The 26,392-nt window shown below is 32.6% G+C and carries 27 protein-coding genes; 6 read left to right on the top strand and 21 right to left on the bottom strand.

Annotated elements, in window-relative coordinates; translation table 11 throughout:
• Positions 1-6 precede the first annotated feature (6 nt).
• The 3 genes from M4I21_RS04880 to M4I21_RS04870 form a co-directional block, all read right to left on the bottom strand.
• Positions 7-837, bottom strand: a complete 831-nt coding sequence (locus tag M4I21_RS04880) for a sterol desaturase family protein (RefSeq protein WP_249557997.1) — start codon at positions 835-837, stop codon at positions 7-9.
• A 63-nt stretch (positions 838-900) separates the two neighbouring features.
• A complete protein-coding gene (locus M4I21_RS04875) occupies positions 901-1,395 on the bottom strand; it encodes a YkgJ family cysteine cluster protein (protein ID WP_249557996.1) in 495 nt (164 codons plus the stop codon).
• Positions 1,395-1,910, bottom strand: a complete 516-nt coding sequence (locus M4I21_RS04870; RefSeq protein ID WP_249557995.1) for a DUF2059 domain-containing protein — start codon at positions 1,908-1,910, stop codon at positions 1,395-1,397. The genes M4I21_RS04875 and M4I21_RS04870 overlap by 1 nt, the downstream gene beginning before the upstream one ends.
• Before the next feature lie 59 nt (positions 1,911-1,969).
• On the opposite strand from M4I21_RS04870, the gene M4I21_RS04865 reads away from it, so the two are divergent.
• Together M4I21_RS04865 and M4I21_RS04860 are read left to right on the top strand one after the other, a co-directional pair.
• Complete coding sequence (locus M4I21_RS04865; RefSeq protein ID WP_249557994.1) at positions 1,970-2,686, top strand: class I SAM-dependent methyltransferase; 717 nt, start codon at positions 1,970-1,972, stop codon at positions 2,684-2,686.
• Positions 2,687-2,754: 68 nt separating this feature from the next.
• Positions 2,755-3,567: a zinc metalloprotease gene (locus M4I21_RS04860; RefSeq protein ID WP_249557993.1), complete on the top strand. Its 813-nt coding sequence runs from the start codon at positions 2,755-2,757 to the stop codon at positions 3,565-3,567.
• A 45-nt stretch (positions 3,568-3,612) separates the two neighbouring features.
• Here the strand turns inward: M4I21_RS04860 and M4I21_RS04855 are convergent, their stop codons facing one another.
• Genes M4I21_RS04855 through M4I21_RS04835 form a run of 5 tightly spaced genes read right to left on the bottom strand, consistent with a single transcriptional unit; the run spans position 3,613 to position 7,393 of the window.
• Positions 3,613-4,041: a VOC family protein gene (locus M4I21_RS04855; protein WP_249557992.1), complete on the bottom strand. Its 429-nt coding sequence runs from the start codon at positions 4,039-4,041 to the stop codon at positions 3,613-3,615.
• A 13-nt stretch (positions 4,042-4,054) separates the two neighbouring features.
• On the bottom strand, positions 4,055-4,897 hold the full coding sequence (locus M4I21_RS04850) for an alpha/beta fold hydrolase (RefSeq protein WP_249557991.1): 843 nt from the start codon (positions 4,895-4,897) through the stop codon (positions 4,055-4,057).
• Positions 4,898-4,933: 36 nt separating this feature from the next.
• Entirely contained in the window at positions 4,934-5,302 is a 369-nt protein-coding gene (locus tag M4I21_RS04845; protein WP_249557990.1) for a cupin domain-containing protein, read from the bottom strand.
• Positions 5,303-5,848: a hypothetical protein gene (locus M4I21_RS04840; protein ID WP_249557989.1), complete on the bottom strand. Its 546-nt coding sequence runs from the start codon at positions 5,846-5,848 to the stop codon at positions 5,303-5,305.
• Between the two features lie 36 nt (positions 5,849-5,884).
• A complete protein-coding gene (locus tag M4I21_RS04835) occupies positions 5,885-7,393 on the bottom strand; it encodes a helicase HerA-like domain-containing protein (protein WP_249557988.1) in 1,509 nt (502 codons plus the stop codon).
• Between the two features lie 172 nt (positions 7,394-7,565).
• Between M4I21_RS04835 and M4I21_RS04830 the strand changes: the two genes are divergently transcribed.
• A complete protein-coding gene (locus tag M4I21_RS04830) occupies positions 7,566-8,213 on the top strand; it encodes a 7-carboxy-7-deazaguanine synthase QueE (RefSeq protein WP_425291838.1) in 648 nt (215 codons plus the stop codon).
• Between the two features lie 71 nt (positions 8,214-8,284).
• Here M4I21_RS04830 and M4I21_RS04825 read toward each other — a convergent pair whose 3' ends face one another.
• From M4I21_RS04825 to M4I21_RS04790, 8 genes are all read right to left on the bottom strand, one after another.
• The gene (locus M4I21_RS04825) at positions 8,285-9,142 is read right to left on the bottom strand and encodes an alpha/beta hydrolase (RefSeq protein ID WP_249557987.1); all 858 of its coding nucleotides are present in this window, start codon (positions 9,140-9,142) and stop codon (positions 8,285-8,287) included.
• A 125-nt stretch (positions 9,143-9,267) separates the two neighbouring features.
• Positions 9,268-9,942, bottom strand: coding sequence for an APC family permease (locus tag M4I21_RS04820; protein WP_249557986.1), 675 nt, complete (start codon positions 9,940-9,942; stop codon positions 9,268-9,270).
• Between the two features lie 91 nt (positions 9,943-10,033).
• Positions 10,034-10,495 carry a GyrI-like domain-containing protein gene (locus M4I21_RS04815; protein ID WP_249557985.1) on the bottom strand — a complete coding sequence of 154 codons (462 nt, stop codon included), beginning with the start codon at positions 10,493-10,495 and terminating at the stop codon, positions 10,034-10,036.
• A gap of 37 nt (positions 10,496-10,532) precedes the next feature.
• The gene (locus tag M4I21_RS04810; RefSeq protein WP_249557984.1) at positions 10,533-11,258 is read right to left on the bottom strand and encodes a helix-turn-helix transcriptional regulator; all 726 of its coding nucleotides are present in this window, start codon (positions 11,256-11,258) and stop codon (positions 10,533-10,535) included.
• Positions 11,259-11,261: 3 nt separating this feature from the next.
• Positions 11,262-12,227 carry a sulfurtransferase gene (locus M4I21_RS04805; protein ID WP_249557983.1) on the bottom strand — a complete coding sequence of 322 codons (966 nt, stop codon included), beginning with the start codon at positions 12,225-12,227 and terminating at the stop codon, positions 11,262-11,264.
• A gap of 153 nt (positions 12,228-12,380) precedes the next feature.
• Positions 12,381-13,268: a bifunctional 5,10-methylenetetrahydrofolate dehydrogenase/5,10-methenyltetrahydrofolate cyclohydrolase gene (locus tag M4I21_RS04800; protein ID WP_249557982.1), complete on the bottom strand. Its 888-nt coding sequence runs from the start codon at positions 13,266-13,268 to the stop codon at positions 12,381-12,383.
• A gap of 55 nt (positions 13,269-13,323) precedes the next feature.
• Complete coding sequence (gene ffh / locus M4I21_RS04795; protein WP_249557981.1) at positions 13,324-14,664, bottom strand: signal recognition particle protein; 1,341 nt, start codon at positions 14,662-14,664, stop codon at positions 13,324-13,326.
• Between the two features lie 132 nt (positions 14,665-14,796).
• The gene (locus tag M4I21_RS04790; protein WP_249557980.1) at positions 14,797-16,206 is read right to left on the bottom strand and encodes a hypothetical protein; all 1,410 of its coding nucleotides are present in this window, start codon (positions 16,204-16,206) and stop codon (positions 14,797-14,799) included.
• Positions 16,207-16,322: 116 nt separating this feature from the next.
• Between M4I21_RS04790 and M4I21_RS04785 the strand changes: the two genes are divergently transcribed.
• From M4I21_RS04785 to M4I21_RS04775, 3 genes are all read left to right on the top strand, one after another.
• The gene (locus tag M4I21_RS04785) at positions 16,323-16,835 is read left to right on the top strand and encodes an RNA polymerase sigma factor (protein WP_249557979.1); all 513 of its coding nucleotides are present in this window, start codon (positions 16,323-16,325) and stop codon (positions 16,833-16,835) included.
• Positions 16,836-16,929: 94 nt separating this feature from the next.
• Positions 16,930-17,838 carry a FecR family protein gene (locus M4I21_RS04780; RefSeq protein WP_249557978.1) on the top strand — a complete coding sequence of 303 codons (909 nt, stop codon included), beginning with the start codon at positions 16,930-16,932 and terminating at the stop codon, positions 17,836-17,838.
• A complete protein-coding gene (locus M4I21_RS04775) occupies positions 17,825-20,359 on the top strand; it encodes a TonB-dependent receptor (protein ID WP_249557977.1) in 2,535 nt (844 codons plus the stop codon). The genes M4I21_RS04780 and M4I21_RS04775 overlap by 14 nt, the downstream gene beginning before the upstream one ends.
• On the opposite strand, the gene M4I21_RS04770 is transcribed toward M4I21_RS04775, so the two are convergent.
• From M4I21_RS04770 to M4I21_RS04750, 5 genes are all read right to left on the bottom strand, one after another.
• On the bottom strand, positions 20,356-21,168 hold the full coding sequence (locus tag M4I21_RS04770) for a zinc-dependent peptidase (RefSeq protein ID WP_249557976.1): 813 nt from the start codon (positions 21,166-21,168) through the stop codon (positions 20,356-20,358). The two genes, M4I21_RS04775 and M4I21_RS04770, sit on opposite strands and share 4 nt — an antisense overlap.
• Before the next feature lie 15 nt (positions 21,169-21,183).
• Positions 21,184-22,959 carry an arginine--tRNA ligase gene (gene argS / locus M4I21_RS04765; RefSeq protein WP_249557975.1) on the bottom strand — a complete coding sequence of 592 codons (1,776 nt, stop codon included), beginning with the start codon at positions 22,957-22,959 and terminating at the stop codon, positions 21,184-21,186.
• 58 nt (positions 22,960-23,017) lie between these two features.
• Positions 23,018-23,950 carry a citrulline utilization hydrolase CtlX gene (gene ctlX, locus M4I21_RS04760; protein ID WP_249557974.1) on the bottom strand — a complete coding sequence of 311 codons (933 nt, stop codon included), beginning with the start codon at positions 23,948-23,950 and terminating at the stop codon, positions 23,018-23,020.
• 18 nt (positions 23,951-23,968) lie between these two features.
• Positions 23,969-24,880, bottom strand: coding sequence for a dimethylarginine dimethylaminohydrolase family protein (locus tag M4I21_RS04755; protein ID WP_249557973.1), 912 nt, complete (start codon positions 24,878-24,880; stop codon positions 23,969-23,971).
• A 119-nt stretch (positions 24,881-24,999) separates the two neighbouring features.
• A complete protein-coding gene (locus M4I21_RS04750) occupies positions 25,000-26,283 on the bottom strand; it encodes a citrate synthase (protein ID WP_249557972.1) in 1,284 nt (427 codons plus the stop codon).
• Positions 26,284-26,392 lie beyond the last annotated feature (109 nt).

The raw sequence follows: 26,392 nt of genomic DNA, 5'->3' as shown, positions 1-26,392 counted from the left end.
GCTAAACTATGCTTTAGTTGTAGGGTTTCTATAGGTATGAAAAGGTTGCTTTAGTAGCCCCTTTATGCTTGCATTCTCTACTTCGTCTGGAAAAGTATCTACACCATAAACTATACTATCACGATCTAGTTTCATAAACGTACCAAACATTCTATCCCAAATAGAAAAAATATTTCCGTAGTTAGAGTCGGTATAAGGTAACATATAATGGTGGTGCACTTTATGCATATCTGGAGACACTAAAAAGTAACTAATAAAAGCATCTACCTTTTTAGGTAATCTAATATTTGCGTGTCCAAATTGGGTTGCTATTAAAGATAAAGATTGATATAACATTACCACACCCATAGGAGCACCTACAATAAAAACACCCATTAAAGTAAAGGCAAATCTAATAACACTCTCTAACGGATGATGTCTGTTTGCCGTAGTCGTATCTACATTATGATCTGTATGATGTACCAAATGCACCATCCATAAAGGTTTTACTCTGTGTTCTGTAAAATGTGCTAAGTAAGCTCCAAAAAAATCGAGTAACATTACCCCTGCAACAACATACAGCCACAGTGGCATTTCTGGCAACCAGTTAATAATTCCAAAATCATTTACAACCGTCCAGTCGCTCGTTTTTAATAAAAGAAAGGCAAGTAAAAAATTAATTACTATAGTCGTTAACGTAAAAAATAGATTTGGTAATGCGTGTCTCCATTTTTTATACGTAAAGCGTTGCAAAGGCAAAATACCTTCTAAAATCCAAAATAGAGTTATACCACCAACCAAAATAATACTTCTGTGCGCAGAGGGTATTGTTTCAAAATAACTAATAATACTTTCCATTTTCTAAATATAGAAAAAACTGTTAACTTTTATAGTAACACGCTATATTTAAACTAAGAACTATTAGACCTTGATTTTCTTTTTCATTTCTTCAACAATGTTATAAGCAGCCGGACAAATAGCTACATTTTTCATTGTTAAATTACTTATTTGCTGAAATTTTTTACGGTCTGTATGCGGAAATTCTCTGCACGCTTTTGGTCTTACATCGTAAATAGAACAATAATTATCTGCGCCTAAAAATGTACAAGGCACACTTTGCAGCACATAATCATTTTCATCATCTACACGTAAATAGTTTGCGATAAACTGTTGTGGTTTTTGTTTAAAAGACTTTGCGATACGTTCTACATCTGCATTGGTAAATAAAGGCCCTGTAGTTTTACAACAATTTGCACACGTTAAACAATCTGTTTTTTGAAATTCATTTTCATGTAATTCTTGCATTACATAATCTAAATTCTTTGGTGGCTTCTTTTTAAGCTTCACAAAAAACTTCTTACTTTCAGTTTGTTTCTCTTGTGCCTTTTTAGGTAGTTCCTTTAAAAAGCCTTCCATTATTTTAATAAAGTCATTGCTGTTTCATACAAATCTCTACTCCAAGCCTCAGAAGCAGCACCTATCTCCGTACTTAATACTTGTTGCTTAGAAATTATCTTCTTACCAATTTCAGAATTGTAATACGCATTAAGCTCTTGCTTTTGGTCTTCTGTCATTTGGGTTCTATCTTTTAGCATTTGCTTGGCAGCGTCACCTCTATAAAAACCTAACATTTCGTTTATGTCTTCCGTTGTAAAATGCTTCTGGTAAACCTTTCCTAAATCGACCATAATATCAGCTACAGCTTTACTCTTATTTTCGTTTAAGTATTTCCAACCCTCTGCATTAGCATCCGTTTTTGGATGCTTCTGTTTTAGCATAGTTATTAATTGATCGTACGCATACTCGTATTGAGCTGCAGATCCATTACTTTTTAAATAGGTGGCAATTAAACTTTGTTCTTTCTCTTTTTGAGCGAAGGTATTTGTTGATACAAAGAAAATTAAAACTAGTGCTATACCCAGTTGTTTCATATAAATACTTTTAAATGTTGTTAAAAATTGCCACTTTTGTTGGCTAAAATACAAATAAAATGGGAAGCGATATTTTTGGTGCCGCAATGTTAGATTATTTAAATAAGACATATACAGAAGACATTGTTACGCTTTCTACCATTTCTGAAGAAGATACAATTCCTGTGCCATATCTTTTTAGAGACTATGCCGCCATGCCTCTCCTAGAGCAAAAAGCATTAGATTTAAGCAAAGGGAAAGTCCTAGATATTGGTTGCGGTGCTGGTAGCCATAGTTTGTATTTACAAGAAAAAAGCATAGATGTCACAGCTTTAGACGCATCTAAAGGAGCTATAGAAGCCTGTAAACAAAGAGGTGTAGCCAAAACTATCCATTCTACTATTTTAGAATATAACGCAGCTACGTACGACACTCTATTGTTATTAATGAACGGCATAGGTATTGTTGGTCGTTTAAATAATTTAGCTGAATATTTATTACATTTAAAATCACTTTTAAAACCAAACGGACAGTTATTACTAGATTCTAGTGATATTATTTATATGTTTGATGAAGATGAAGATGGTGGGTACTGGATTCCTCCTGGAAAAGAATATTATGGAGAAGTAGATTTTACAATGCAGTACAAAGATCAAAAAAGCGATTCTTTTCCTTGGCTTTATTTAGATTACAACACACTACAACGTGCCGCAAATTTAAATGGTTTTAATTGCGAATTGATAGTAGAAGGCGAGCATTACGACTATTTAGCTAAACTTACTCTTATTACGCAATAGAAGTTCTCTTTTATACGTTTGCTAGTAGGGTTTTACCTTAAACAATTGTTTGTTATAAAAAGATTTCTATGAAAAACTTTAGTGCTTTACTATTATCCGTTTTACTTTTTGCAAGTTGCTCTAGCACCGATGACTCTGATAAACAATCTAAAGAACAAATAAAGAAAACCGCAAACTTGCAAGGTTCTGGCGACTCAGCTAACGACATACTATCTAATAATACATTCTCTAAACTTTCTTTAGAGATTGCATATGTAAAAGGATTTAAACCTGCTGATGAGACTTTAATTAACTTTACAGACTTTATAAAATCTATTACATTTAAGAATGATATAGCAATTAAACTAGTTGAATTAGACTCACCCAATGAAGAAGATTTAACTACAGAAGAAGTAGCTAAATTAGAAACAACAAATAGAACAATTTACAATAGTGATGATACTTTAGCTATCTACATTTATTTTGCAGATGCGCCATCTAATAATGATGATGAGGACACAAATTCTGTAACCCTAGGAGCTGTATACAGAAATACGTCTATGGTTATTTATGAAGCTACAATTAAAGAATTAGCAAATAAAAGTGCTTTAATTTCTGAGACTTCTGTTGAAACCTCAACACTTAATCACGAACTTGGACACTTAATGGGCTTAGTTAATTTAGGTACAGAAATGATTCACCCACATGAAGGCGAAGCTACAAATGATGATGGTGACACCATAGGCAGCAACCATTGTAACGTAGACAATTGTTTAATGAACGCTGAATTAGAATTTGGTTCTGGAATGAAAAAAATGTTAATTGCTAGTAAAAATGGTATTCCTGAATTAGACGCTGAATGTTTGGCAGATTTAAAAGCAAACGGAGGTAGACAATTTTAATTTTAGAAAACTACCTATCACTAACATTAAAAGAATTATAGCTTCCTATTTTGCAAACAACTGGTCTATATCTTTAAAAGATTTAAACTCTAAAGCATTACCTGCAGGATCTAAGAAAAACATAGTGGCCTGCTCCCCTACTTCTCCTTTAAATCTTACGTAAGGTTCTATTACAAAATTGACTCCCTTATCTTTTAATTCTTTAGAAAAGGTCTCAAAAGTTTCCCAAGGCAATACAACACCGTAATGTGGTACAGGAACATTTTTGCCATCAACAGCATTGGTATGCAAGTCTTCAGTTATTGTTTTTTCTTTATAGTGTATTACCAATTGGTGTCCAAACAGATTAAAGTCTACCCAATGATCACTACTCCTACCTTCCGGACAATCTAATACATCTCTATAAAATACTCTGCATTCCTCTAAATTATGAACAGGAATTGCAATATGAAAAGGTGCTACTGGATATTTCATCTTTCTATTTATTTTAATCTTCTTTTAAAAATGACATTACGGCATTACTCACCTCATCTTGGTGTAAAGAATGCCCATAACCTTCGGTGGTAATGAATTTACTATTACTCCAATTTTTATGGACTAATTCCGAGTCTGAACACGGAGCAATAAAATCTAGCTTATCATGTACCAATAAGCCTTTCTTTTTATTCTGTTTAACGTATTCAGATATTGAAAAATCTTCTGGCCTAAAACCAAATTTTTCTGTTATAAATGCCTTTAGCTCATTAAAAACGCTATCATTAAACTTAAGCATATTTTGGTAGTTCAACAAAATAGTATAAAATTCAGATGGTGCTCCAAGAATAATAAGTTTATCTACACTAGGGTTATTGTATTTGTAATTATTGTACAAGGTTGTCATACCACCCAGACTATGCCCTACAATGTGTTTTGGCTTGTATTTATCTATTAGTGTTTGTGCTACTTCTGTGTAAATAGGTACGTGTAATACTTCACCTTTAGAGTTTCCATGTGCAGGAGCATCTAAAGCAATAATATTATAATTCTCTTCTATTAAATAAGAAATTAAATTTCGCCATCTAAACACATTACTTTCCCAGCCGTGTAAAAGCAAAACAGTTTCTTTTTCACCAGCCCACTCATACACCTGCAAATCTATAGTATTACTGTGTACAACCTCTTTTTTAGCTTTATTTAAAAACTCTGACTGAAATGGTAATACCTTACCTTTTCTAGGCGTACAAAAAAGATAGAATGCTTTTTTTGCAGCTTTCTTCTTAGAGAACACAGATAGTATATTAAAGTATGCTCCGTAAGCAACAGGAATTATTTTATTTAAGAGTTTTTTCATAAAATAAATAATAGATCTATTTTAACGTAATCGTTTTTATTCTTCTTCTCTGTTTACCGTATCTATAGAAAAAGCTGGTGTACATACAGACATATACTCACAAACCTCCTCAAAAGGATTAGAGTATTTTACACGTGTATTCTTTTCTATTTTTATAGACTGCCCCTGTTCCAACACAACAGTATCACCATCTATCACAAATTGCTTTTTACCTTTTATAACATAGGTATATTCCGTAAATTCTGGCGTCTGAAAAGGCTCTGACCAACCAGGAGGAGCCACCATATGAGCTATACTCATATCTTTTTGCTGATTTGTTACACCACCAAAGTGTTCTTCTATTAATTTACCATCTGTAGTAGGAACCACAAATGGCTGTGTTTGTAAGGTATACTTCTTTTTCATCTACTCCCAATCTATCATTAAATACTTAATTTTAGCTGCATCTGGTATTTGTATCGCTTCTACTTTAGTACTATTACTATAGCGTAAGTTTTCTGGCAATTCTTTTTTATCAATAGTAAAATAAATCTCGCTATCTTTTATAAACAACACTATGTTATTCATAGACGTAAGCACCTTACTCACTGTATAATTATCTTTTATATCTTTAAAAGTACTACGTAAATTTATCCCTTTATCTGTAGTATAACGCGGATCTAAAACTCTAATATTATCTATAATAGAATCATTGCTAACACTAACAGTAAACAAAGGTTTACCTCCTTTTTCATAAATATGCTCTTTGCGCATACTTGCATTTAATTGTACAGCATCGTCTTTTACTATGGAGTCTGTTGCATAAATAGAGGCTATTTCTTTAGCCGAATTATCTTTAGTTAGTTTGCCAAAACTCGTTGGCGTAATTAAAAATTCTACATCTGTACTTTTAGCACACTGCGTTAAAATTGCAACAGCTGCAACGACGCAAGTAATTGTTATCTTTTTCATTTAAAATATGTGGTTAGTAGGTAAGTTTGTTATTGTTTAGCGTAGTACTTTTTTTAGCACGCCAAGCATACCTCTTATAAAGGTAGCACTGGTTAATACTTTTATAATAGGATTTTGTCTTGTGCTTTTAGCACGACTACTTGTTCTTTTTGGTTCTGGTTTTTCTTTTTCTTTAGCTGCTATTTCTTCTGCTTTATCTATTTTTTTAGTAAGCATTTCATAAGCGCTTTCTCTATCTATAACATCATTGTATTTTTTAACCAAAGCAGAAGAATCAATTACCTCTTTTAATTCGCTCTCAGTTAAAACATCCATTCTACTCATAGGCGCACGTAGCATAGTTGCTGCTAGCGGAGTTGGTCTACCTTTTTCATCTAGAGCCGAAATTAAAGCTTCACCAATACCTAAAGATGTTAATACATCTTCAGTGTTGTAATACTCACTATCCGGATAATTCTGAGCTGCCAACTTAATAGCTTTTCTATCTTTTGCTGTAAATGCACGTAAAGCGTGCTGTATTTTTAAACCTAATTGTGCCAATACATCTTCAGGCACATCTGTTGGGTTTTGAGTAACAAAATAAACGCCAATACCTTTAGAACGTATTAATTTTACTATACTTTCTATCTGGTTTAATAAAGCTTTAGAGGCCTCATCAAAAATTAGGTGAGCCTCATCTATAAATAAAACCAATTCTGGTTTATCACTATCTCCTTGTTCCGGAAAAGTATCATAAATTTCAGCTAAAAGACTCAACATAAAAGTTGAAAACAATTTAGGTCTGTCTTGTATATCTGTTAATCGTAAAATATTAATATATCCCCTACCGTTTTTATCTATTCTAGTTAAATCATCTACCTCAAAAGATTTTTCACCAAAAAATAAATCGGCTCCTTGTTGTTCTAATTCTATTATTTTTCTAAGAATAGTACCAGTAGATGCAGAGGAAATTCTACCGTAGCTCTCTTTAAACTCTTGTTTTCCTTCTTCGGTAGCATATTGCAATACCTTTTTAAAATCCTTAAGATCTAAAAGAGGTAATTTATTATCGTCACAATATTTAAAAATAACAGCAACAATACCTTCTTGCGTTACAGTTAAGTCTAAAATTCTAGATAAAAGAACCGGTCCAAATTCAGATACAGTTGCTCTTAGTTTAACACCATCTTGCTCGGACAATGATAAAATCTCCACAGGAAAGCTCTTACCTTCAAAAGGTAATCCTATTTTAGCCTGGCGCTCATCTATTTTAGGATGTCCTGGACTAGGTTGTGCCAAGCCACTTAAATCTCCTTTTAAATCCATCAATAGAACCGGAACACCCTTCTCTGATAAATTCTCTGCTAACACCTGTAATGTTTTAGTTTTACCCGTACCAGTGGCTCCTGCAATTAAACCGTGACGGTTAAGTGTTTTTAAAGGTATTTTTACAAACGCATTAGTAACGGTTTCCCCATCTACTATACCTGCGCCCATAGTTATAAAGTCTCCTTTTGTAGTATACCCTTTTTCTATATCTGCTAAGAATTTTTCCTTGGTGCTCATTTCCTAAAATTTTGATAAAAATAGCTTAAATTTAAACAACTAAAAAGATTAGTTCTACGCTAATCGCATTAAAACCTTAAGTATCAACTTTTACTGTTTTTATTTTTTTTGATTTAATACACTACGCACTATACTAACTTTTACATAAAGTTTAGATAGAGAAAAACAAAAAATGTATCTTTGCATAATGGTTAAAAATGAGGTATTAGCATTGGTAGATAAGGGAGAAATGCTTCCGTTAATGGAAGAATTTTATACCATACAAGGAGAAGGTTTTCATAAAGGAACGGCTGCATATTTTATACGTGTTGGCGGTTGCGATGTGGGTTGCCATTGGTGTGATGTTAAAGAAAGCTGGAATGCGGAAACACACCCACCAACAACTATAAAAGCTATAGTAGATAATGCTGCAAAATACTCTAACACTATTGTAGTTACGGGTGGCGAGCCATTAACTTGGAATATGGTTCCATTAACTGATGCCTTAAAAGCTAAAAATTTACAAACACATATAGAAACTTCTGGTGCTTATACATTAACAGGTACTTGGGATTGGATATGCTTATCACCTAAGAAAAATAAATTACCAGAAGGTATTATTTATGACAAGGCTGATGAGTTAAAAATGATAATTTACAATAAAAACGATTTTAAATTTGCTGAAGAACAAGCGGCAAAAGTAAACAAAGATTGTATTTTATATTTACAGCCAGAGTGGAGTGTTAAAGATAAAATGACTCCGTTAATTGTAGATTTTGTTATGAAAAATCCACAATGGAAAGTTTCTTTACAAACACATAAGTATTTAAACATACCATAGTAAAATATAAAAACTAGCTAGTATTATTGTAATACTAGCTAGTTTTAGTTTGTAGCACTACTACTTTATTATTAATGTTGATGAAAAGCAGCAGACACAAATTTTAATACTTCGGGCAAGGATTGTCTCCAATACGTCCAATTATGTGCCCCATCACGAACTCTATACTCATGCGGAATCTTTTTTTTCATCATAGAAATATGTACTAGACTATTGCCTTCAAACAAAAAATCATCATCACCACAATCTATATACCAACGAACAGATTTAACCTCATCTACAGGCACACTATCTAACAATGAAATAGCCGAGTGTTTCTCAAAATACTTTTGCATTTCTGCTATAGATTTTTGCTCGCTCTCTGCAAAATCTTTTATTTTAGTTGTGTCTTGCGGCAACATACCAACAGATGCGCTTAAAGGGCAAGCAGACGAGAACAACTCTGGTTTATGCAGTGCATACATAAATGTACCACCGCCACCCATAGAAAGACCAGAAATAGCTCTATATCTCTTTTCACTTTTAATTCTATATTTACTTTCTACATACGGCATTAATTCTTCAAAAAAGAAATCTTCATAACGCCAATCTTCAGTATTAAAATAACCACGTTTGCCCGTATCGGCATCTGGCATTACAATAATCATAGGTGTTGCTTTACCCGCTTTTATTGCTTTATCCGTAATATGTAGAACCTCTCCAAACTGTACCCAACCCGTATGATCATCACCAGCACCGTGTAATAAATATAAAACGGGATAATCTCTTTTAGACGACTCGTAATCTGGCGGAAGGTATATAGAAAAGTTACGTTCGCTTTTAAGTATTTTACTAGTAACTTTTAAATTGTCAAAAACTTTACCTGTTTGTGCTTGTACTATAAAACCAAATAGTAAACTAAAACAGATAGTGGACATTAATTTTTTCATGGGACAAAAAATTTAAGTAGGCTATTGTCCTTAAATATAAAAAATGTAGCCCATAACTGAACTACATTCTCCTTAAACATCGTAATATATTGGTTAAGTTACTATTACAATAACTCTAGACCAACTTAAAATCTTTCTTTTTTTAACGTTAACAAATCCTCTTCTGTCACCACTCTAAACGCAAATTTATATCCTTCAAAAGCAGCAAAACCATAAAACAATATATCTATAGGACTAAATGATTCTACCATTAAGGAAAAAACATCACTAAAGCTAAATGTCTTAATCACCTCTAAATATCCTACACTAGCAAAATCTGCTAGATAGCCAACAATGCTGAAATAATTTCCTAAAACACAACTTAGAATAGCAATAATTGCTCCTGTAAAACCAAAAATAGGATCTATCCCTTTTCCAGCATAACGCATTGCTATACCTACACCTGCACCTATAGCTATTGCCATATACCCTATTTGATACCCAGTAACAACAGTAATGACGCCCCAAAGAATAGCCCCTAACAAACCAACAACCAAACCAGCAATTAAAGCTAATCTGTAATTTTGATGCCTTTTTAGTTTCTCTAATTCTTTTTCTGTAATTGCAATGGTAGCTTCTTCTCCTTCTACTTCTTCTGTTTTACTTAGTCTTTCTTCAGCTTCTGCATCTAAATTAAATGTATCGCACTTTAAATTAAAGTCTGCTTTCTCATTTGTTAAGCCACACAACAAACCTTGCTGCATATCTAATTTACGATTGGTGCATTTTTTACAAAATACAAGTTGCTCTTCTCTGGTCATTAAGTCTCTGTTTGATTATCTTCTAAAAATAGAAAAAATCTTACTTAAAAAATAAAAAGAATTTAAAATATATCAGAATTTTCTTAAAAGATTACTCTTGTACTGCGACATAAATAGGAACCTCAGCATTTACTGTATCTTTTGCAGCATCGCCATATATTTCAAAATCTACGGTATACAAACGCTCTAGATCTTTACCCCAAATCTCTAACCACTTCTTATATACAATACCTGCGGATAAATTTCCTTGAGCTTTAAATTCTTTATAAGTCGATGCATTAAAAGAGTGGCCAACCATACCCTCTGGAATTTTATCTAATGAAGAAACTTTACAACCCAAAATGGTATCGTACGCTTTTGTATAGTCACTCTCATAATTTGTATAGATTGAAAAAACAGCTGTACTCACTTTATTTGGTATTCTATCAATACAATTTTGCGACATAAATGTATTCCACAATGCAACTATATCTTTTGCAGCTTGCTCATTTTCATTTGTAGTGCGTACTTTAATACCAATTACACTAAAAGATTCTAATTTTACAGTATTCATAGCTTTCTATTTTATTTATTTCAAAAATAAATAGGCACTATGCCATAGGTATGTCAGGGGTACTCTCCCATTTTTTCTTAGCCATATCAAAATAATCCTCAAGTGTTATTTTATGCGGATTAAAACTACTGGTAGAAATTACCATTTGCCGCATACAGTCTACCCTAAAAGCCCTAAAGTCTTTACGAAGTCTACAAAAAGCAATTAACACCCAGTTATCATTATTATGTATTAACGCAAATGGTTCTATGTCCCTTTTTGTTTCTTTCTGTGCTAAGGACAAGTAGTTTATTTGTATTACTTTATAATTAGTTAATGCGGTTTGCAGTTGCATTAAATAACTACTTGTTTTCTGATTCTCTAAATTACTCCTTATCTCTAAGCGTTGGCTAAGCAATGTAGCCTTATCCTTTTGAGCATATTTAAGTACAGCTTTAATTTTTTCTACCGCACTAACATATCCATCTACCAAAGAAGTATCCTTATTCTTATGTATAATTTGCTCCGCAGTTATTAAAGCATTCGCTTCTTCTTCTGTAAACATTACAGGCGGTAACTTGTAACCTTCTACCAAACAATACCCTTTACCTTCTTCTGTATAAATAGGAATTCCAGATTGTTCTAAAGTGCGTATATCCCTATAAATAGTTCTAATACTAACATTATGCTTAGCAGCCAACTCTGCAGCAGTTACAATTCTTTTGCCTTGTAACTGCGTCACTATTGCTGTAAGTCTAACCAATCTGGGTTTCCCTTTTTCCATTTATTACTCTTCTTCTTCTTGACCTATTTCCTCTTCAATTACTTCTTCTTCATCATTTAATTCAACGGCATCATTTACTTCTGCTTGAGCACTCTTTTCTTCTACCTCATCATAACTTTCTTCGTCTGTTTTCACTTCATCTACTTCTTCTTTATACAACTGTACCCACTCTGTCCAAGAACCATCATAAACAGATGAATCTTTAGTATCATCTACCAACTTACTTGCCAATAAAATAACGCAAGCTGTTAAACCAGAACCACAACTAAAAACAAGTGGCTTATCTTCTGCTAAAATTGGATTAAAAATAGCAGCTAATTCTTCTTTAGATTTGAATTTACCATCTAGAAGCACATCATTAAAAGGAAGATTAATAGAACCAGGTATACTACCACTTGCTAAATCTGCTCTTGGCTCTGGCTCTGTACCATTAAAACGACCGGCAGAACGTGCATCTACAACCAAAGCTGTGTTACTCTCTGTATTTTCTTTAACCATAGAAAAGTTTACAACAGCAAACTCCTTTTGGTTTGCAATAAAATTTCCTAATGGAACTCTTTTTTTAGCTGGCTGCTCTGTTGGTAATCCTTGTGCTACCCACTCTGGTAAACCGCCATCTAAAACAGCTATGTTATGATGACCAAAAGTGTTAAACAACCACCAAACTCGGGGCGATGTATACACTCCTAAATTATCATATACTACAATTTTACTATTCTTTTGCACACCTAGTTTACGGGCCTCTTCTTGAAACTGTTTTGTACTAGGGATTGTATTTGGAAAGTCGCTAGAAGCATCACTAAAATTATCTTTAATATTAAACTTACGTGCTCCTTTTATTTGCAAATCTTCTAAATCGCTATGTAAGCCAGATACGTTTGTAGCCGGACTAGCATCTAAAATTATGATATTGGTTTCTTCTACCAATAAGGCTTCTAATTCTTTAGCCGAGATCAGGGGTGTTTTCATTTTTATGTATTTATGCGGCCTTAAAATTACCCAATTAATTGGTTGGTTTAGCGCTAACTTATTAACATAAAAAAAACCATTACACAGAATGCAATGGTTTTATATAATTACTAAGAATAGCTAAATTTTTATAGCAAAAAATAGCTGTTACTTTTATCTGTTCGCATTTCTATGACGCTCTCTTGCTAATAAAGTATTCTTTAATAACATTGCAATTGTCATTGGCCCTACACCACCTGGAACAGGTGTTATAAAAGACGCTTTTTTACTTACGTTTTCAAAATCTACATCACCAGTAATATAGTATCCTTTTGGTTTTGTGTCATCCGCTACACGTGTAATACCAACATCTATAACTACAGCATCATCTTTTACCATTTCTGCTTTTAAGAAATTAGGAACACCTAATGCAGAAATAACAATATCTGCCTGAGAAATAATCTGTGTAATATTTTTTGTTGCACTGTGTGTTAAAGTTACAGTAGAGTTTCCTGGCCAACCTTTACGTCCCATTAAAATACTCATTGGTCTACCTACAATATGACTACGACCAATAACTACAGTATGTTTTCCTTTTGTATCTACTTTGTAACGCTCTAACAACTCTAAAATACCAAACGGCGTTGCCGGTATAAATGTACTCATATCTAAAGCCATTTTACCAAAGTTAGTTGGATGAAAACCATCTACATCTTTATCTGGATCTACTGCCAAAAGTACTTTTTGGGTATCTATTTGTGGTGGCAATGGCAACTGTACAATAAAACCATCTATCTCATCATCATGATTAAGTTCTTCAATTTTACGAAGCAACTCTATTTCACTAGTTGTACTTGGCATTTGCACTAAAGTAGACTCAAAGCCAACACGCTCACAAGAACGAACCTTACTACCAACATATGTTAAACTAGCTCCATCACTACCAACAATTATTGCTGCTAAGTGTGGTACTTTTTCACCACGCTCTCTCATTTTGGTTACCTCAACGGTAATCTCTTCTTTAATCTGATTTGATACTTTTTTTCCGTCTAGTAATTCCATTATTAGATTTTTATTGATGGTTTTTAGCTACGAGATATATATTAAAACTTATAAATTATGGACGTCCTCCGTTTAAGCCGCCCATCATTTGCATCATTTTTTTGCCGCCTCCGCCTTGCATCATCTTCATCATCTTACTCATTTGGTCAAACTGCTTAAGTAATTGGTTTACCTCTTGCACAGTTCTACCACTACCTTTTGCTATCCTCTTTTTACGACTAGCATCTAGTAATGTTGGTGTTTCACGTTCTACAGGAGTCATAGAATGTATAATTGCCTCTACATGTTTAAACGCATCATCATCTATATCCATACCTTTTAATGCTTTACCAGCACCAGGTATCATTCCCATTAAATCTTTAAGGCTACCCATTTTCTTAATTTGCTGAATTTGCTTTAAGAAATCATCGAACCCAAATTTATTTTTGGCTATCTTCTTTTGTATTTTACGCGCTTCTTCTTCATCAAACTGCTCTTGAGCACGTTCTACTAAAGACACAACATCTCCCATTCCTAGAATACGTTCTGCCATACGAGAAGGGTGAAAAACGTCTATTGCGTCCATCTTTTCACCAGTACCAATAAATTTAATTGGTTTAGTTACTACAGACTTAATAGAAATTGCTGCACCACCACGGGTATCACCATCTAACTTAGTAAGTATTACACCATCAAAATTTAAAACATCATTAAAGGCTTTTGCCGTATTTACAGCATCTTGCCCTGTCATAGAATCTACAACAAATAAGGTTTCTTGTGGTTTAATTGCTTTATGTACGTTAGCAATTTCCTTCATCATTTGCTCGTCTACTGCTAAACGACCAGCTGTATCTATAATAACAACATTATGTCCGTTTGCCTTTGCGTATGCTATACCAGCTTCTGCAATGGCAACTGGATCTGTATTACCACGATCAGAAAAAACATCTACACCTATTTGATCTCCAACTACGTGTAACTGATCTATTGCAGCTGGACGATAAATATCACAAGCTACTAATAATGGTTTTTTAGTTTTTTTAGTTTTTAAATAATTGGCAAGTTTACCAGAAAACGTTGTTTTACCTGACCCCTGTAAACCAGACATAAGAATTATAGATGGTGTACCAGAAAGGTTTATACCTTCTGCATCGCCACCCATAAGCTCAGTAAGCTCATCTTTAACCAATTTAACCATTAACTGTCCTGGTTGCAGGCTAGTTAATACGTTTTGACCTAAAGCTTTCTCCTTTACCTTATTGGTAAATTCTTTTGCTATTTTAAAGTTAACATCGGCATCTAATAAAGCTCTACGAACTTCTTTTAAGGTTTCTGCAACATTAATTTCTGTTATTTGCCCGTGTCCTTTTAGTACATGGAACGCTTTATCTAACTTTTCACTTAAATTATTGAACATAAGTCTACCTTTTTCTGGAATTGCAAATTTAATAATTACATTGGTATGTGTAGTGTTTCAACAAAAAAATATGGTATAAAAAAAGGGCTACTTTAAAAAAGTAGCCCTTTAGCATAATTATTTGCGCTATTTCTAGCCACATACTTTGGTTAAGACAATTATTTCTTCTCCTTTTTCTAACGTAAACAAACCATCACCACATTCTATTACTTTCCATTCTCCTCCGTAGTTTGCAAGGGTCGTACTTAAATTGTTAAATGATAAGGTTCCGCTCTGTAAAGACCAATTCCCTTCTTCTACAACTGTATTGTTAGCATCATAAACGTGAATATTATTACTTGAAAAATCTATTAATAATTCTTCAGAGAAAGTACCGTCTACATTTGTAATTTTAAATTTACACTGCCCTAATAATGCATCGTTTATATCTGTATCACTGCAAGCTGCAGCAGATTCATTACAATCTCTCTTTAATACATTTTGATATTCTAATTCTGTATTGTCATAAATATCTAATGAAATTTCAGTCTCTGAGTACTGAGTAATTTCCCATCTTTCAGAAATTAACTCTTGGTTGGCATTGTAAAAAACAATTGCACCAGCATTAATTTCCCAAGATGTATAACGGTCAGTGACACTTAAACCTCCATTTTCATCAACAAACTTAACTTCTCCTCCTTGAAGAAACTTAAGGTTTACCACACCAATAAATGTATTATTAGCATCTGTAAAGCTCCAAACACACTCTTTAAGTAAGCTTGCCACCTCATCATTAGAATTCTCTGTTGCGTCACAGCTTTTAGCTAAAACAATAGTTTCTTCTCCTTTTTTCAGTTTAAACAACCCATCTCCACAAGAAATAACTTTCCATTCACCAACATAGTTTCCTAAAGTAGCGCTTAAGCTATTAATTTGTAAGTTTCCGCTTTGTAAAGACCAGTTCCCTTCATCTACTACTGTATTATTAGCATCGTAAACGTGAACATTATTACCTGAAAAATCGATATACAACTCTTCAAAGAAAGTACCATCTAAATTTGTAATTTTAAATTTGCACTCTCCTAATAAACCTTCATTAATATCTTCATCACTACAAGGTTCGTTTTGCCCTATGTCACAAGAATCTTTTGCTTCTTCTATGGCTGTAACAAGTTCTGCATTAGAATTTATAGTAATTTTAGTACCATCGTACTTTTCTAAAGTAATAGGAAAATCTATCCCAACAATATCATTTTCTCCTAAACCTGTAAAAAACAATCTTAATTCAGTATCATTCTTTACTGTTATTGTATTTGTAATTTCTAGGTTGATATTAAAACTGAATAAATCTATAGGATACACAAAGTCTATACACTCTATGCTATTATTTTGACCACCTTCTGAAGATGTGTCTTTAATTAAAGATGCCGTCGCAGACGATGCTTCTATTGCTTTATCATTGTTATTGTCTGGTAATTCCTCAAACTCTTCTTGACAAGAGGTTAACGTAAATGTTCCCATAAGTAGGGCTGCGAACATAAATTTTGCAAAAACTTTTTTCATAATAATTTGGTTTATTTTTGTTTTTATAGCTCTATAACAACTGAGTCTAAAAATACCCTACCATAATAAAATCATTTTTTTAAAATACCTTTGACAAAAAATAAACCTATCTAGTTTTGAATACAGAGAACAACACTAACGTTTGCGAAGAAAAGGTATACAACCAAATCTTTACCACCAATTCTAAAACGGTGTTTAACTATATATATTATAAGTTTGGCAACGAAGAAAAAGCATATGACGCAGTACAAGAAGCATTTGTAAAACTATGGGAAAATTGCGCTAAAGTTGTACCAAGCAAAGCAAAATCTTATGTATATACGATTGCCAATAATTTATATTTAAATATGATTAAGGCAGATAAAGTACGATTAAAATATGCACACCTAAATACAGATATTACTAACGAGACACCAGAGTTTTTATTGGAAGAAAAACAGTTTCAAGAAAAATTAGACAAAGCCTTAGCGCGTTTACCAGAAAACCAGCGCACCACTTTTTTATTAAATAGAATTGATAAAAAAAAATATGCAGAAATTGCAGAACTAGAAGGTGTTAGTATTAAAGCAATAGAAAAAAGAATGCATTTAGCATTAAAATCACTTAGAGAACATATAGACGGCCTTTAAAATATTGATGCAGAATTATATAGACTGATAAAAAATAAAATATAAAGTAGGGTTTTTCACTTTTTAATTGTTATACCTACGTAAAGCAAAAGTTATGCAAGAGAATTACCTAGCTAAATGGCTAAATAACGAGTTAACGGAAGAGGAAATTATTCAGTTTAAAAAAACGGAAGAATACACCGCTTACCAAAAAATAATTACTGCATCTAATAAAATGCAGGCACCAGAATTTAACCAAGAAAAGGCTTTACAAGCAATTAATAACAAACGCAACTCCGCTAAAGAGATTAAGGTTGTTAAACTACATCCGTATAAGAAATACGCAAGTATTGCTGCGGCAATATTACTTTTATGTAGTTTGAGCTATTATTACACTACTACATTAGACCAAACGATTAGCACAGATTATGCTCAGAATAACGAATTAACCCTACCAGATAACTCTGAGGTTTTTTTAAATGCTGAATCTAAAATTGCTTACAATAAAAACCAATGGGACAAAAAAAGAGATGTATCTCTAGAAGGCGAAGCATTTTTTAAAGTCGCGAAAGGAGAAAAATTTACGGTTACAACAAACCAAGGAACTATTAGTGTTTTGGGCACACAATTTAATGTAGAAACTAGAACTAACTTTTTTGAAGTTACGTGTTACGAGGGCCTTGTAAATGTACATTACAACGGTAAAAATTACAAAGTGCCTGGCGGAACTTCTTTTATGGTTGTAAACGGTAAAATAGCACCTTTAAGCCACGTAAAAACACGTGTGCCATCTTGGACATTAAACGAGAGTACATTTAAAAGCATACCATTAGAGTTTGTTTTAAATGAATTACAAAGACAATTTAATTTAAACGTAACTACTAAAAATATAAACACAGAACAACTTTACACGGGCTCTTTTAACAACAAGGATTTAAATCTTGCGTTAAAAAGTATAAGTATACCTTCTAAGATAAGCTATACATTAGACGAGAATAAGGTGTTGTTTTATGCAGAAAAATAATTTTCTAAAATCTTTTTGTTGCTTTCTTTTCTTTGCCGTTAGTCTACTAACTACTGCGCAAGAAACCAGTAATGCAATACCATTACTGAACTACATACAACAACTAGAACAAGAGTTTAATATTAGAATATCTTATGTAAATAAAGACATAGACTCTTTTAATATACAACCAAGCACAAGTACTATTTTAGGAGAAGTTTTAAAGTATATATCTAAAAAAACAGATTTAACATTAACTAAGTTAAATGAGCGGTACTATGCCTTATCAAAAGAAAATACAATTAGCATACACGCGAAAATATTAGATAATTACGAGCAAAATACTATAAATGGTGCAACTGTAGAAGTACTAGAAAGCAACTTAGCAATAGTTACAGATGCTATGGGTTACTTTAAATTAACTAATGTCCCTAAAGATGCTATACTAAGAATACGCTTTATCGGTTTTAAAACAATGCATATAAGTGCAAAAGAATTAGACAGCAGCAACCCAAGTAAAACATTTTTATTAAGTCAACACTATGTAGCTCTAAAAGAAGTTATTGTTTCCAAATTTTTAACAACTGGGCTTTCTAAATCTAAAGACGGAAGTATCGTTTTAAACACTACTAATTTTGGCATTTTACCTGGACTTATAGAACCAGATGTGCTACAAGCAGTACAAGCTTTACCAGGCATAAAAAGCAGCAACGAAACAGTGTCTGACATTAATGTTCGTGGCGGCACAAACGACCAAAACCTGGTGTTATGGGAAGGTATAAAAATGTATCAATCTGGACATTTCTTAGGTTTAATTTCTGCATTTAACCCCTACTTAACCAATAGCGTTACCATTACAAAAAACGGTACTAGTCCGCAATACGGCGATGGTATAAGTAGTGTTATAGATATGCGCACCAATGATAAAGTAGCAAATTCTTTTTTAGGTGGTGGTTTTAATATGATAAGTACAGATGTCTATGCACAAGTACCAATTACTAAAAAATCGGCTTTTCAATTTTCTGCAAGAAGATCTATAACAGATTTTTTAAACTCACCTACTTACAATAGGTATTATGATAAAACTTTTCAGGATAGTGATATAGATAACAACACTACCAATAATGATATCTCTAGAGAAGAAGATTTTTATTTTTATGATGTTACAGCCAAAATTTTATATAATATAACAGAGAAACAGAAACTAAGATTTAGTTTTATTCACATGAACAATGCATTAGATTATCAAGAAACTAATGCTAACAATGAAAAATCGCGTAGCAATCTAGATCAGCAAAACACCTCCTTTGGCGGTAGTTTAGAAAGCAATTGGACACCTAGATTCTCTACCAAAATTAACGCTTATCGCACCTCTTATAATTTAAACACCAAAGCAATATCTAATAACAAAAAGCAAGAACTACAACAAACAAATAAGGTTTTAGAAAACGGATTAAAATTAAATACCAACTACAAGCTTACCAATAAAATTAGTTTACTTAATGGCTACCAACTTATAGAAACAGGTATTTTAAATCTTACCAATGTTACTCAGCCTCCCTACAGAAAAAACATTAAGGGAGTTATTAGAACCAATTCTATCTATTCTGAATTAGATTACAAGGCGACTAAGTTAAATGCCAGAGCTGGTGTGCGTGTAAACCACATAGAGAACATAAATACTTTTAAACGCTGGATTGTAGAACCGCGTTTAAATGTAAATTACAATTTGGCACCTCATTTTAATACCACTCTTTTAGGAGAGTTTAAGAGTCAGACTACCAACCAAATTATAGATTTAGAACAAAACTTCTTAGGCGTAGAAAAAAGAAGATGGATACTGGCAGATGAAGATCAATTACCAATTACAACAAGCAAACAATTATCTTTAGGTTTTAATTACGATAAGAACAGCTTGTATATTAGCATAGAAGGTTTCTATAAAGATGTAGAAGGCATAAGCACACAAACGCAAGGGTTTCAAAATCAGGATCAGTTTACTGGGGAAATAGGAAAGTACAATATAAAAGGTATTGAATTTTTAATTAATAAAAAAGCAACCAATTACAGTACTTGGCTTAGCTATACCTACAATATAAATAACTATACTTTTAAAACTATTACTCCAAATACTTTTCCTAACAACCTAGATATTACGCATACAGTAACTTTTGCAGGCACCTACAATTATAAAGATTTTAGATTTGGCTTAGGAGTTAATTACAATTCTGGAAAACCGTATACAGAGCCTAAAGAAGGTATAAATGCATTAGACTTACTTAGCTTCCCTACTAAAATAAACTATAAAAACCCAAATAGTAGTAGACTACCTAACTACGTAAGAGCAGACGTATCTGCATTATACAATTTTAAACTAAGTAAAACTTGCAATGCTACCTTTGGAGCATCTATTTTAAATATTTTAAACAAAGAAAATATTTTAAATAGGTATTATAGGGTTACAGATGAAAATGAGATTGAAACTGTAGAAAGTGCTTCTTTAGGTATTACACCAAATATTAGTTTTAGAGTTAACTTTTAAAGCTTGCTATGAAAACTAAACGCTTCAAAATTTAACATCCTTGTCATTATATCGTATAACTCAGGAAAAGTAGCTACAAAATCTGATGGTGTCTCTACGTAATTTTCTAGAGTAACAGCAAAAAACTCGTGAATATTAGTAATTGCATATGGCCTAAAATACTGCGTAGTTTCTACTCTTTTTAGAAACTCTTTATTCTCTAAAAGTCTATTCATTTTAGCAAGACCTCTCCTAAATTTTACAGCAGTAAATTTTAAGTCTTTTTTAAAATGAAAAACCAAAGCGTGAGCAAACTCGTGCACTCCCAGATTTAAATTATCTGTAGCATCTTCAAAACCACTTAACACATGCTCTGCAGAAAAAACCAGTGTTTTTAGCTGAGGATTGTATTCTCCTAAATGATTTTGCTTTGTTAAAGTAGAAAAATAAGCAGAAGGATAAATTAAAATCTTGCGTATAGAAGCTATTCTATAATCTTTAAAACCAAGCATTAAAAAAGCTGCTGTTGCAGACAACAGCAGCTTTATTTCTTCGTCTCTATCACTTTTTTCTGTAAAGATAAAAGTCTTATTTGCTCTAAACCTAGATACTCTATTCTTAAACTTTTTCTTTTGCTCAAGAGATAATAATGAGTAGGCTGGTAATTTTTCAATTATTAATTGCTCGTCTATAGCAGACAATCTAATAGTGTCCTTAGATGGCGTAAAAAAATACAAATCAGCTATATAATATAAAATATAAATAAAGTAACCTACTATAGCCAGCAAAGCAATTATACCAAAAATACTTACCCCTAAATCATCACCCATTTAATTATTTTAAAATTACATACGTTCTGGCACTTCTATCCCTAATAGCGCAAAAGCAGATTTTATAATCTCGCCCACCTTTTTAGATAACTGGACTCTAAATATTTTCTTTTGTAAATCTTCTTCAGGTAAAATTGGTACGTTTTGATAAAAAGAATTAAACTCCTTAACCAAATCGTACGTGTAATTAGCAACTAAAGCTGGACTATAATTTTGAGCAGCATTTTGTATTACAGAAGGGAACATTTGCATTTGCTTTAACAATTCTTTTTCCTTTTCATGTAATTCATTTCCTTCTACAACAACAGAATAATCAAAATCTGATTTTCTTAAAATAGATTGTATTCTAGCATACGTATACTGTATAAAAGGCCCTGTATTTCCCTGAAATTCTACAGACTCTTCAGGATTAAACAAAATACGTTTTTTAGGATCTACTTTTAGTATGTAGTATTTTAAAGCCCCAAGGCCTATAATTCTATATAACTCCTCTTTTTCTGTATCAGAATACCCCTCTAACTTTCCTAATTCTTCAGAAATACTAGCAGCAGTAGCCGTCATATCTTTCATTAAATCATCTGCATCTACAACGGTACCTTCTCTACTCTTCATTTTTCCACTTGGTAAATCTACCATACCATAACTTAAATGATAAAGCTGTTCTGCCCAAGTAAAACCTAATTTTTTAAGTATTAAAAACAATACATTAAAATGGTAATCTTGCTCATTACCCACTGTATAAACCATACCGCTTACATCTGGATGATCTTTAACACGTTGTATTGCCGTACCTATATCCTGAGTCATATAAACTGCAGTACCATCTGCACGTAATACAATTTTCTCGTCCAAACCTTCATCAGATAAATCTATCCAAACACTGCCATCTTCTTTTCTATAGAAAACACCTTTTTCTAAACCTTCGTCTACAATGTTTTTACCCAAAAGATAAGTTTCACTCTCATAATAATAAGTGTCAAAATCTACACCTAAATTTTTATAAGTAACCTCAAAACCTTTATAAACCCACTCGTTCATTTTTTTCCAAAGTGCAACAACTTCTGCATCTCCAGCCTCCCACTTACGAAGCATTTCTTGAGCTTCAACTAAAAGTGGCGCTTTTTTTTCAGCGTCCTTTACATCTGTACCAGCCGCAACTAATTCCGCGATTTGTACTTTGTATTCTTTATCAAATTTAACGTAGTAATTACCAACTAATTTATCGCCCTTAAGACCTGTGCTTTCTGGAGTTTCTTCGTTTCCAAATTTTTGCCAAGCCAACATACTCTTACAAATATGAATACCACGGTCATTAATAATTTGAGTTTTATATACTTTTTTACCAGAAGCTTTTATTATTTCTGCAACAGAATAACCTAATAAATTATTTCTAATATGTCCTAAATGCAATGGTTTGTTTGTGTTAGGAGAAGAATATTCTACCATAACAGCATCAGCAGCTACAGCAGCTATAGCCCCGTAATTCTCCGTGTCTTTAATAGCTTTAAAAAAATTAAAGTAAAAAGCATCGCTGATTACAATATTTAAAAAACCTTTAACAACATTAAAGTTTTCTACTTCGGCTACGTTTTCTTTTAAGTAACTACCTATTTGCTCTCCAATTTGTGCAGGATTCCCTTTTACAAAGCGCAGAATAGGAAAAACAACTACAGTTACATCGCCCTCAAAATCTTTTCTTGTTGGCTGAAATTCTACAGTTGGCAATTCTATACTATAAATAGATAAAACGGCATCTTTTACCTTTTGCGTTAACACTTCTTGGATATTCATTCTAAATTGTATTTAAGCCTGTAAAATTACGGCTTTTATCTTTTTACTTAGGTCGATTTTAGTTTGTTTTTGGCAAAAATACTTCTGCCATCATACATCTTGCACTACCACCACCACAAGTTTCTATAGTTTCTAAAGAACTATGTATAATTTCCGATGATTTCTCTATAGTTGCAATTTGCTTATCCGTTAAGCTATTATAAGCTGCAGAACTCATTACCAAGTAACGTTTATTGTCTTGTCCCATTACCTGAAGCATATTACCTGCAAAAGAATGCATTTGCTTTTCAGTAATTTCAATAATTTCTTTACCGTCTTGTTTTAAATTCTTTAGTACATTTTTACGTTCCTTTTTATCATCTATAGTATTTAAACATATCACAGAAAATTTTTCTGCTAAACACATCATTACATTCGTATGGTAAATAGGCAAACGCTCATTTTCTACAGATTGATATGCTGTAAAAACTACTGGTGTATACTCAAAATCCTCACAGAACTCAATAAAGAGATCTTCATTTGCTCTTACAGATAAAGCACAATATGCTTTTTCATTTACTCTATCTAACAATATACTACCCGTACCTTCTAAAAATAATTTTTCCTCTTCTGCACTAGTATAATCTATAGTGTGGTCTATAGAAAAACCTTGTTCCTCTAAAGTCTCTAAAATATCTTCTCTACGTTCATTTCTTCTATTCTCTGCATACATTGGGTACAAACCTACTGTACCATTGCTATGGAAAGAAACCCAATTATTAGGAAAAATAGAATCTGGAGTATCTGGACTTTTTGTATCATCTACAACAATTACTTGTACACCTTTTACGCGCAATACGTTTACAAAAGCATCAAACTCTGCTTGTGCTTTTGTGTTTATTTCAGCATTTTTAATATCAAGATCTTCTTGAAAATAATTATTTACAGCCGTTTGTTCGTTCTTACGAAAACCAACTGGCCTTATCATTAAAATTGTATTGGTAACTTGCATAGTAAAATCTTAATTATATTATTCTCTTAGTAATGGTAATGTGCTACAACGCAACAAACCTTCTTGTTTAGAAATCTCCGCATATGGTACTTCTTCTACCGTAAAGCTCTGTTTTCTAAGCCAATTATTTAATCTTGTAAAGTTTTTTTCTGATACAATTACATCTTGCGAGATTGAAAACACATTACTATACATCTGATACATTTCATCGCTAGTAATCTCAAAAACATTTTCTTTTCCAAAAAAGTCTAGCAACCATTGATACTCTTCTTCTACTAAAAATCCGTTTTTATGAAGAATTGCTTTGTCTTTACCTATAGGCTGAAAACAACAATCTAGATGCAATGCGTTTTCTCTAGCATTAGTAGACTTACGCAACTCAAAAGACTTTACTATTTTATTAGGAAAAAGTTTAGTGATATGCTCTACAGCCAATTTATTAGTTCTTGCAGTTATATGGTGAGAATAATTTTCTGCTGTATATGTACCAATAAAAATATGATTGTTCCAAGGCATAACATCGCCTCCTTCTATATGCGCTTCTTCAGGAAGCTCTATAACCTTCTCTGGATTAATCTGATCTACGATGTACTGTATTGCTAAATATTCTTCTTCTCTATCTGGTAATATATTAGCTCTAAAAAAAACATCATCGATAACAAAAGCTATATCTCTAGAAAAAATCTGATTACAATCTTTAAGTAACTTAGGTCTTAAAACCTCTACATTGTACTTTTTTAAAACAGCTTCAAAGGCGCTCATCTCTTCTACCATATCTTTTTCTAGCGGATATGTACCAGCCAAAATATATTCTAAAGATTTAGGATCGTAAGCGTCTTCTGGTTTTGGAGTTGGACCACAACTTTCTGCTGTACCCAAAACAACTGTTTTTAACCTAGAAGTTTCGTTTTTCACATTTATTTGAAGCATAAACTAATTTTATTGCAAATATGGCAAGTATTTCTGTAACTAAAAATAAGAATCTGTAAAATAATAAAGCCTTTTTGCAGAAACAAAAAGGCTTTAAAAAAAATATATTTGTATTGTTTTTATCTTTTGTTCACTTCTACAAAAGGTCTAAGGTTTTCACCTACGTAAACTTGTCTTGGTCTACCTATTGGCTCACCATTTAATCTCATTTCTCTCCATTGAGCAATCCAACCTGGTAATCTACCTAATGCAAACATAACAGTAAACATTTCTGTAGGTATACCTAAAGCTCTGTAAATAATCCCTGAGTAGAAATCTACATTAGGATATAATTTACGATCTACAAAGTAAGGATCTTCTAAAGCTTCTTTCTCTAAACCTTTTGCAATAGCCAAAATAGGATCATCGATACCTAAATCGTTTAAAACTTCATCCGCAGCGACTTTAATAATCTTAGCTCTAGGATCAAAGTTTTTATAAACTCTATGTCCAAAGCCCATTAGTCTAAACGGATCGTTTTTATCTTTTGCTTTAGCCATGTACTTTTTAGTGTCACCACCATCAGCCTCAATAGCTTCTAACATTTCTAATACAGCTTGGTTTGCACCACCATGTAAAGGACCCCATAGTGCAGAAATCCCCGCAGATAATGAAGCAAATAAACCTGCATGAGAAGAACCTACTATTCTTACTGTAGATGTAGAACAATTTTGCTCATGATCTGCATGTAAAATTAAAAGCTTATCTAAAGCATCTATAACAATCTTGTTACACTTATACTCTTCACTAGGCCTTTTAAACATCATTTTATGAATGTTCTCTACATAACCTAAAGAATCATCTCCATAATCTAAAGGAAGACCTTTCTTCTTTCTTAAGGTCCAAGCAACTAATACTGGGAATTTTGCTAAGATTCTTACGATTGCATGGTACATATCGCTTTCTGAAGAAACATTTACAGAAGATGGGTTAAATGCTATTAATGCATTTGTTAAAGAAGATAACACGCCCATTGGGTGTGCCGACTTAGGAAAACCATCTAAAATCTTCTTCATCTCCTCATCTACATGAGATTCCTTTTTTATATCTGAATGAAATTTTGCTAACTGTTCATCATTTGGAAGTTCTCCAAAGATTAATAAGTATGCTACTTCTAAAAAATCAGCTTTTTCAGCTAATTCTTCAATAGAGTAGCCACGGTATCTTAAAATACCTTTTTCTCCATCTAAAAATGTTATGGCACTTTCACAAGAACCTGTATTTTTAAATCCTGGATCTATTGTTGTTAAACCGGTTGCAGAACGTAATGTTTTTATATCTATGGCCTGTTCTTTCTCTGTGCCCTCTACTACTGGGAAATCGTATTTATTTCCGTTAAATTCTAAAGTAACTTTATCTGACATTGGTATAATTTACTAATATTATTAATCTAACTGTAAATTTAAGAAAAAGACACTAGTTTATCAATTAGTTATCACTATTTATAGTTTTAATAACACTTATTTTCGGCAA

It is taken from the genome of Cellulophaga sp. 20_2_10, from assembly GCF_023476645.1.
Taxonomy (GTDB): Bacteria; Bacteroidota; Bacteroidia; order Flavobacteriales; family Flavobacteriaceae; genus Cellulophaga.
This window is presented reverse-complemented; position numbering and strand designations above follow the sequence as displayed.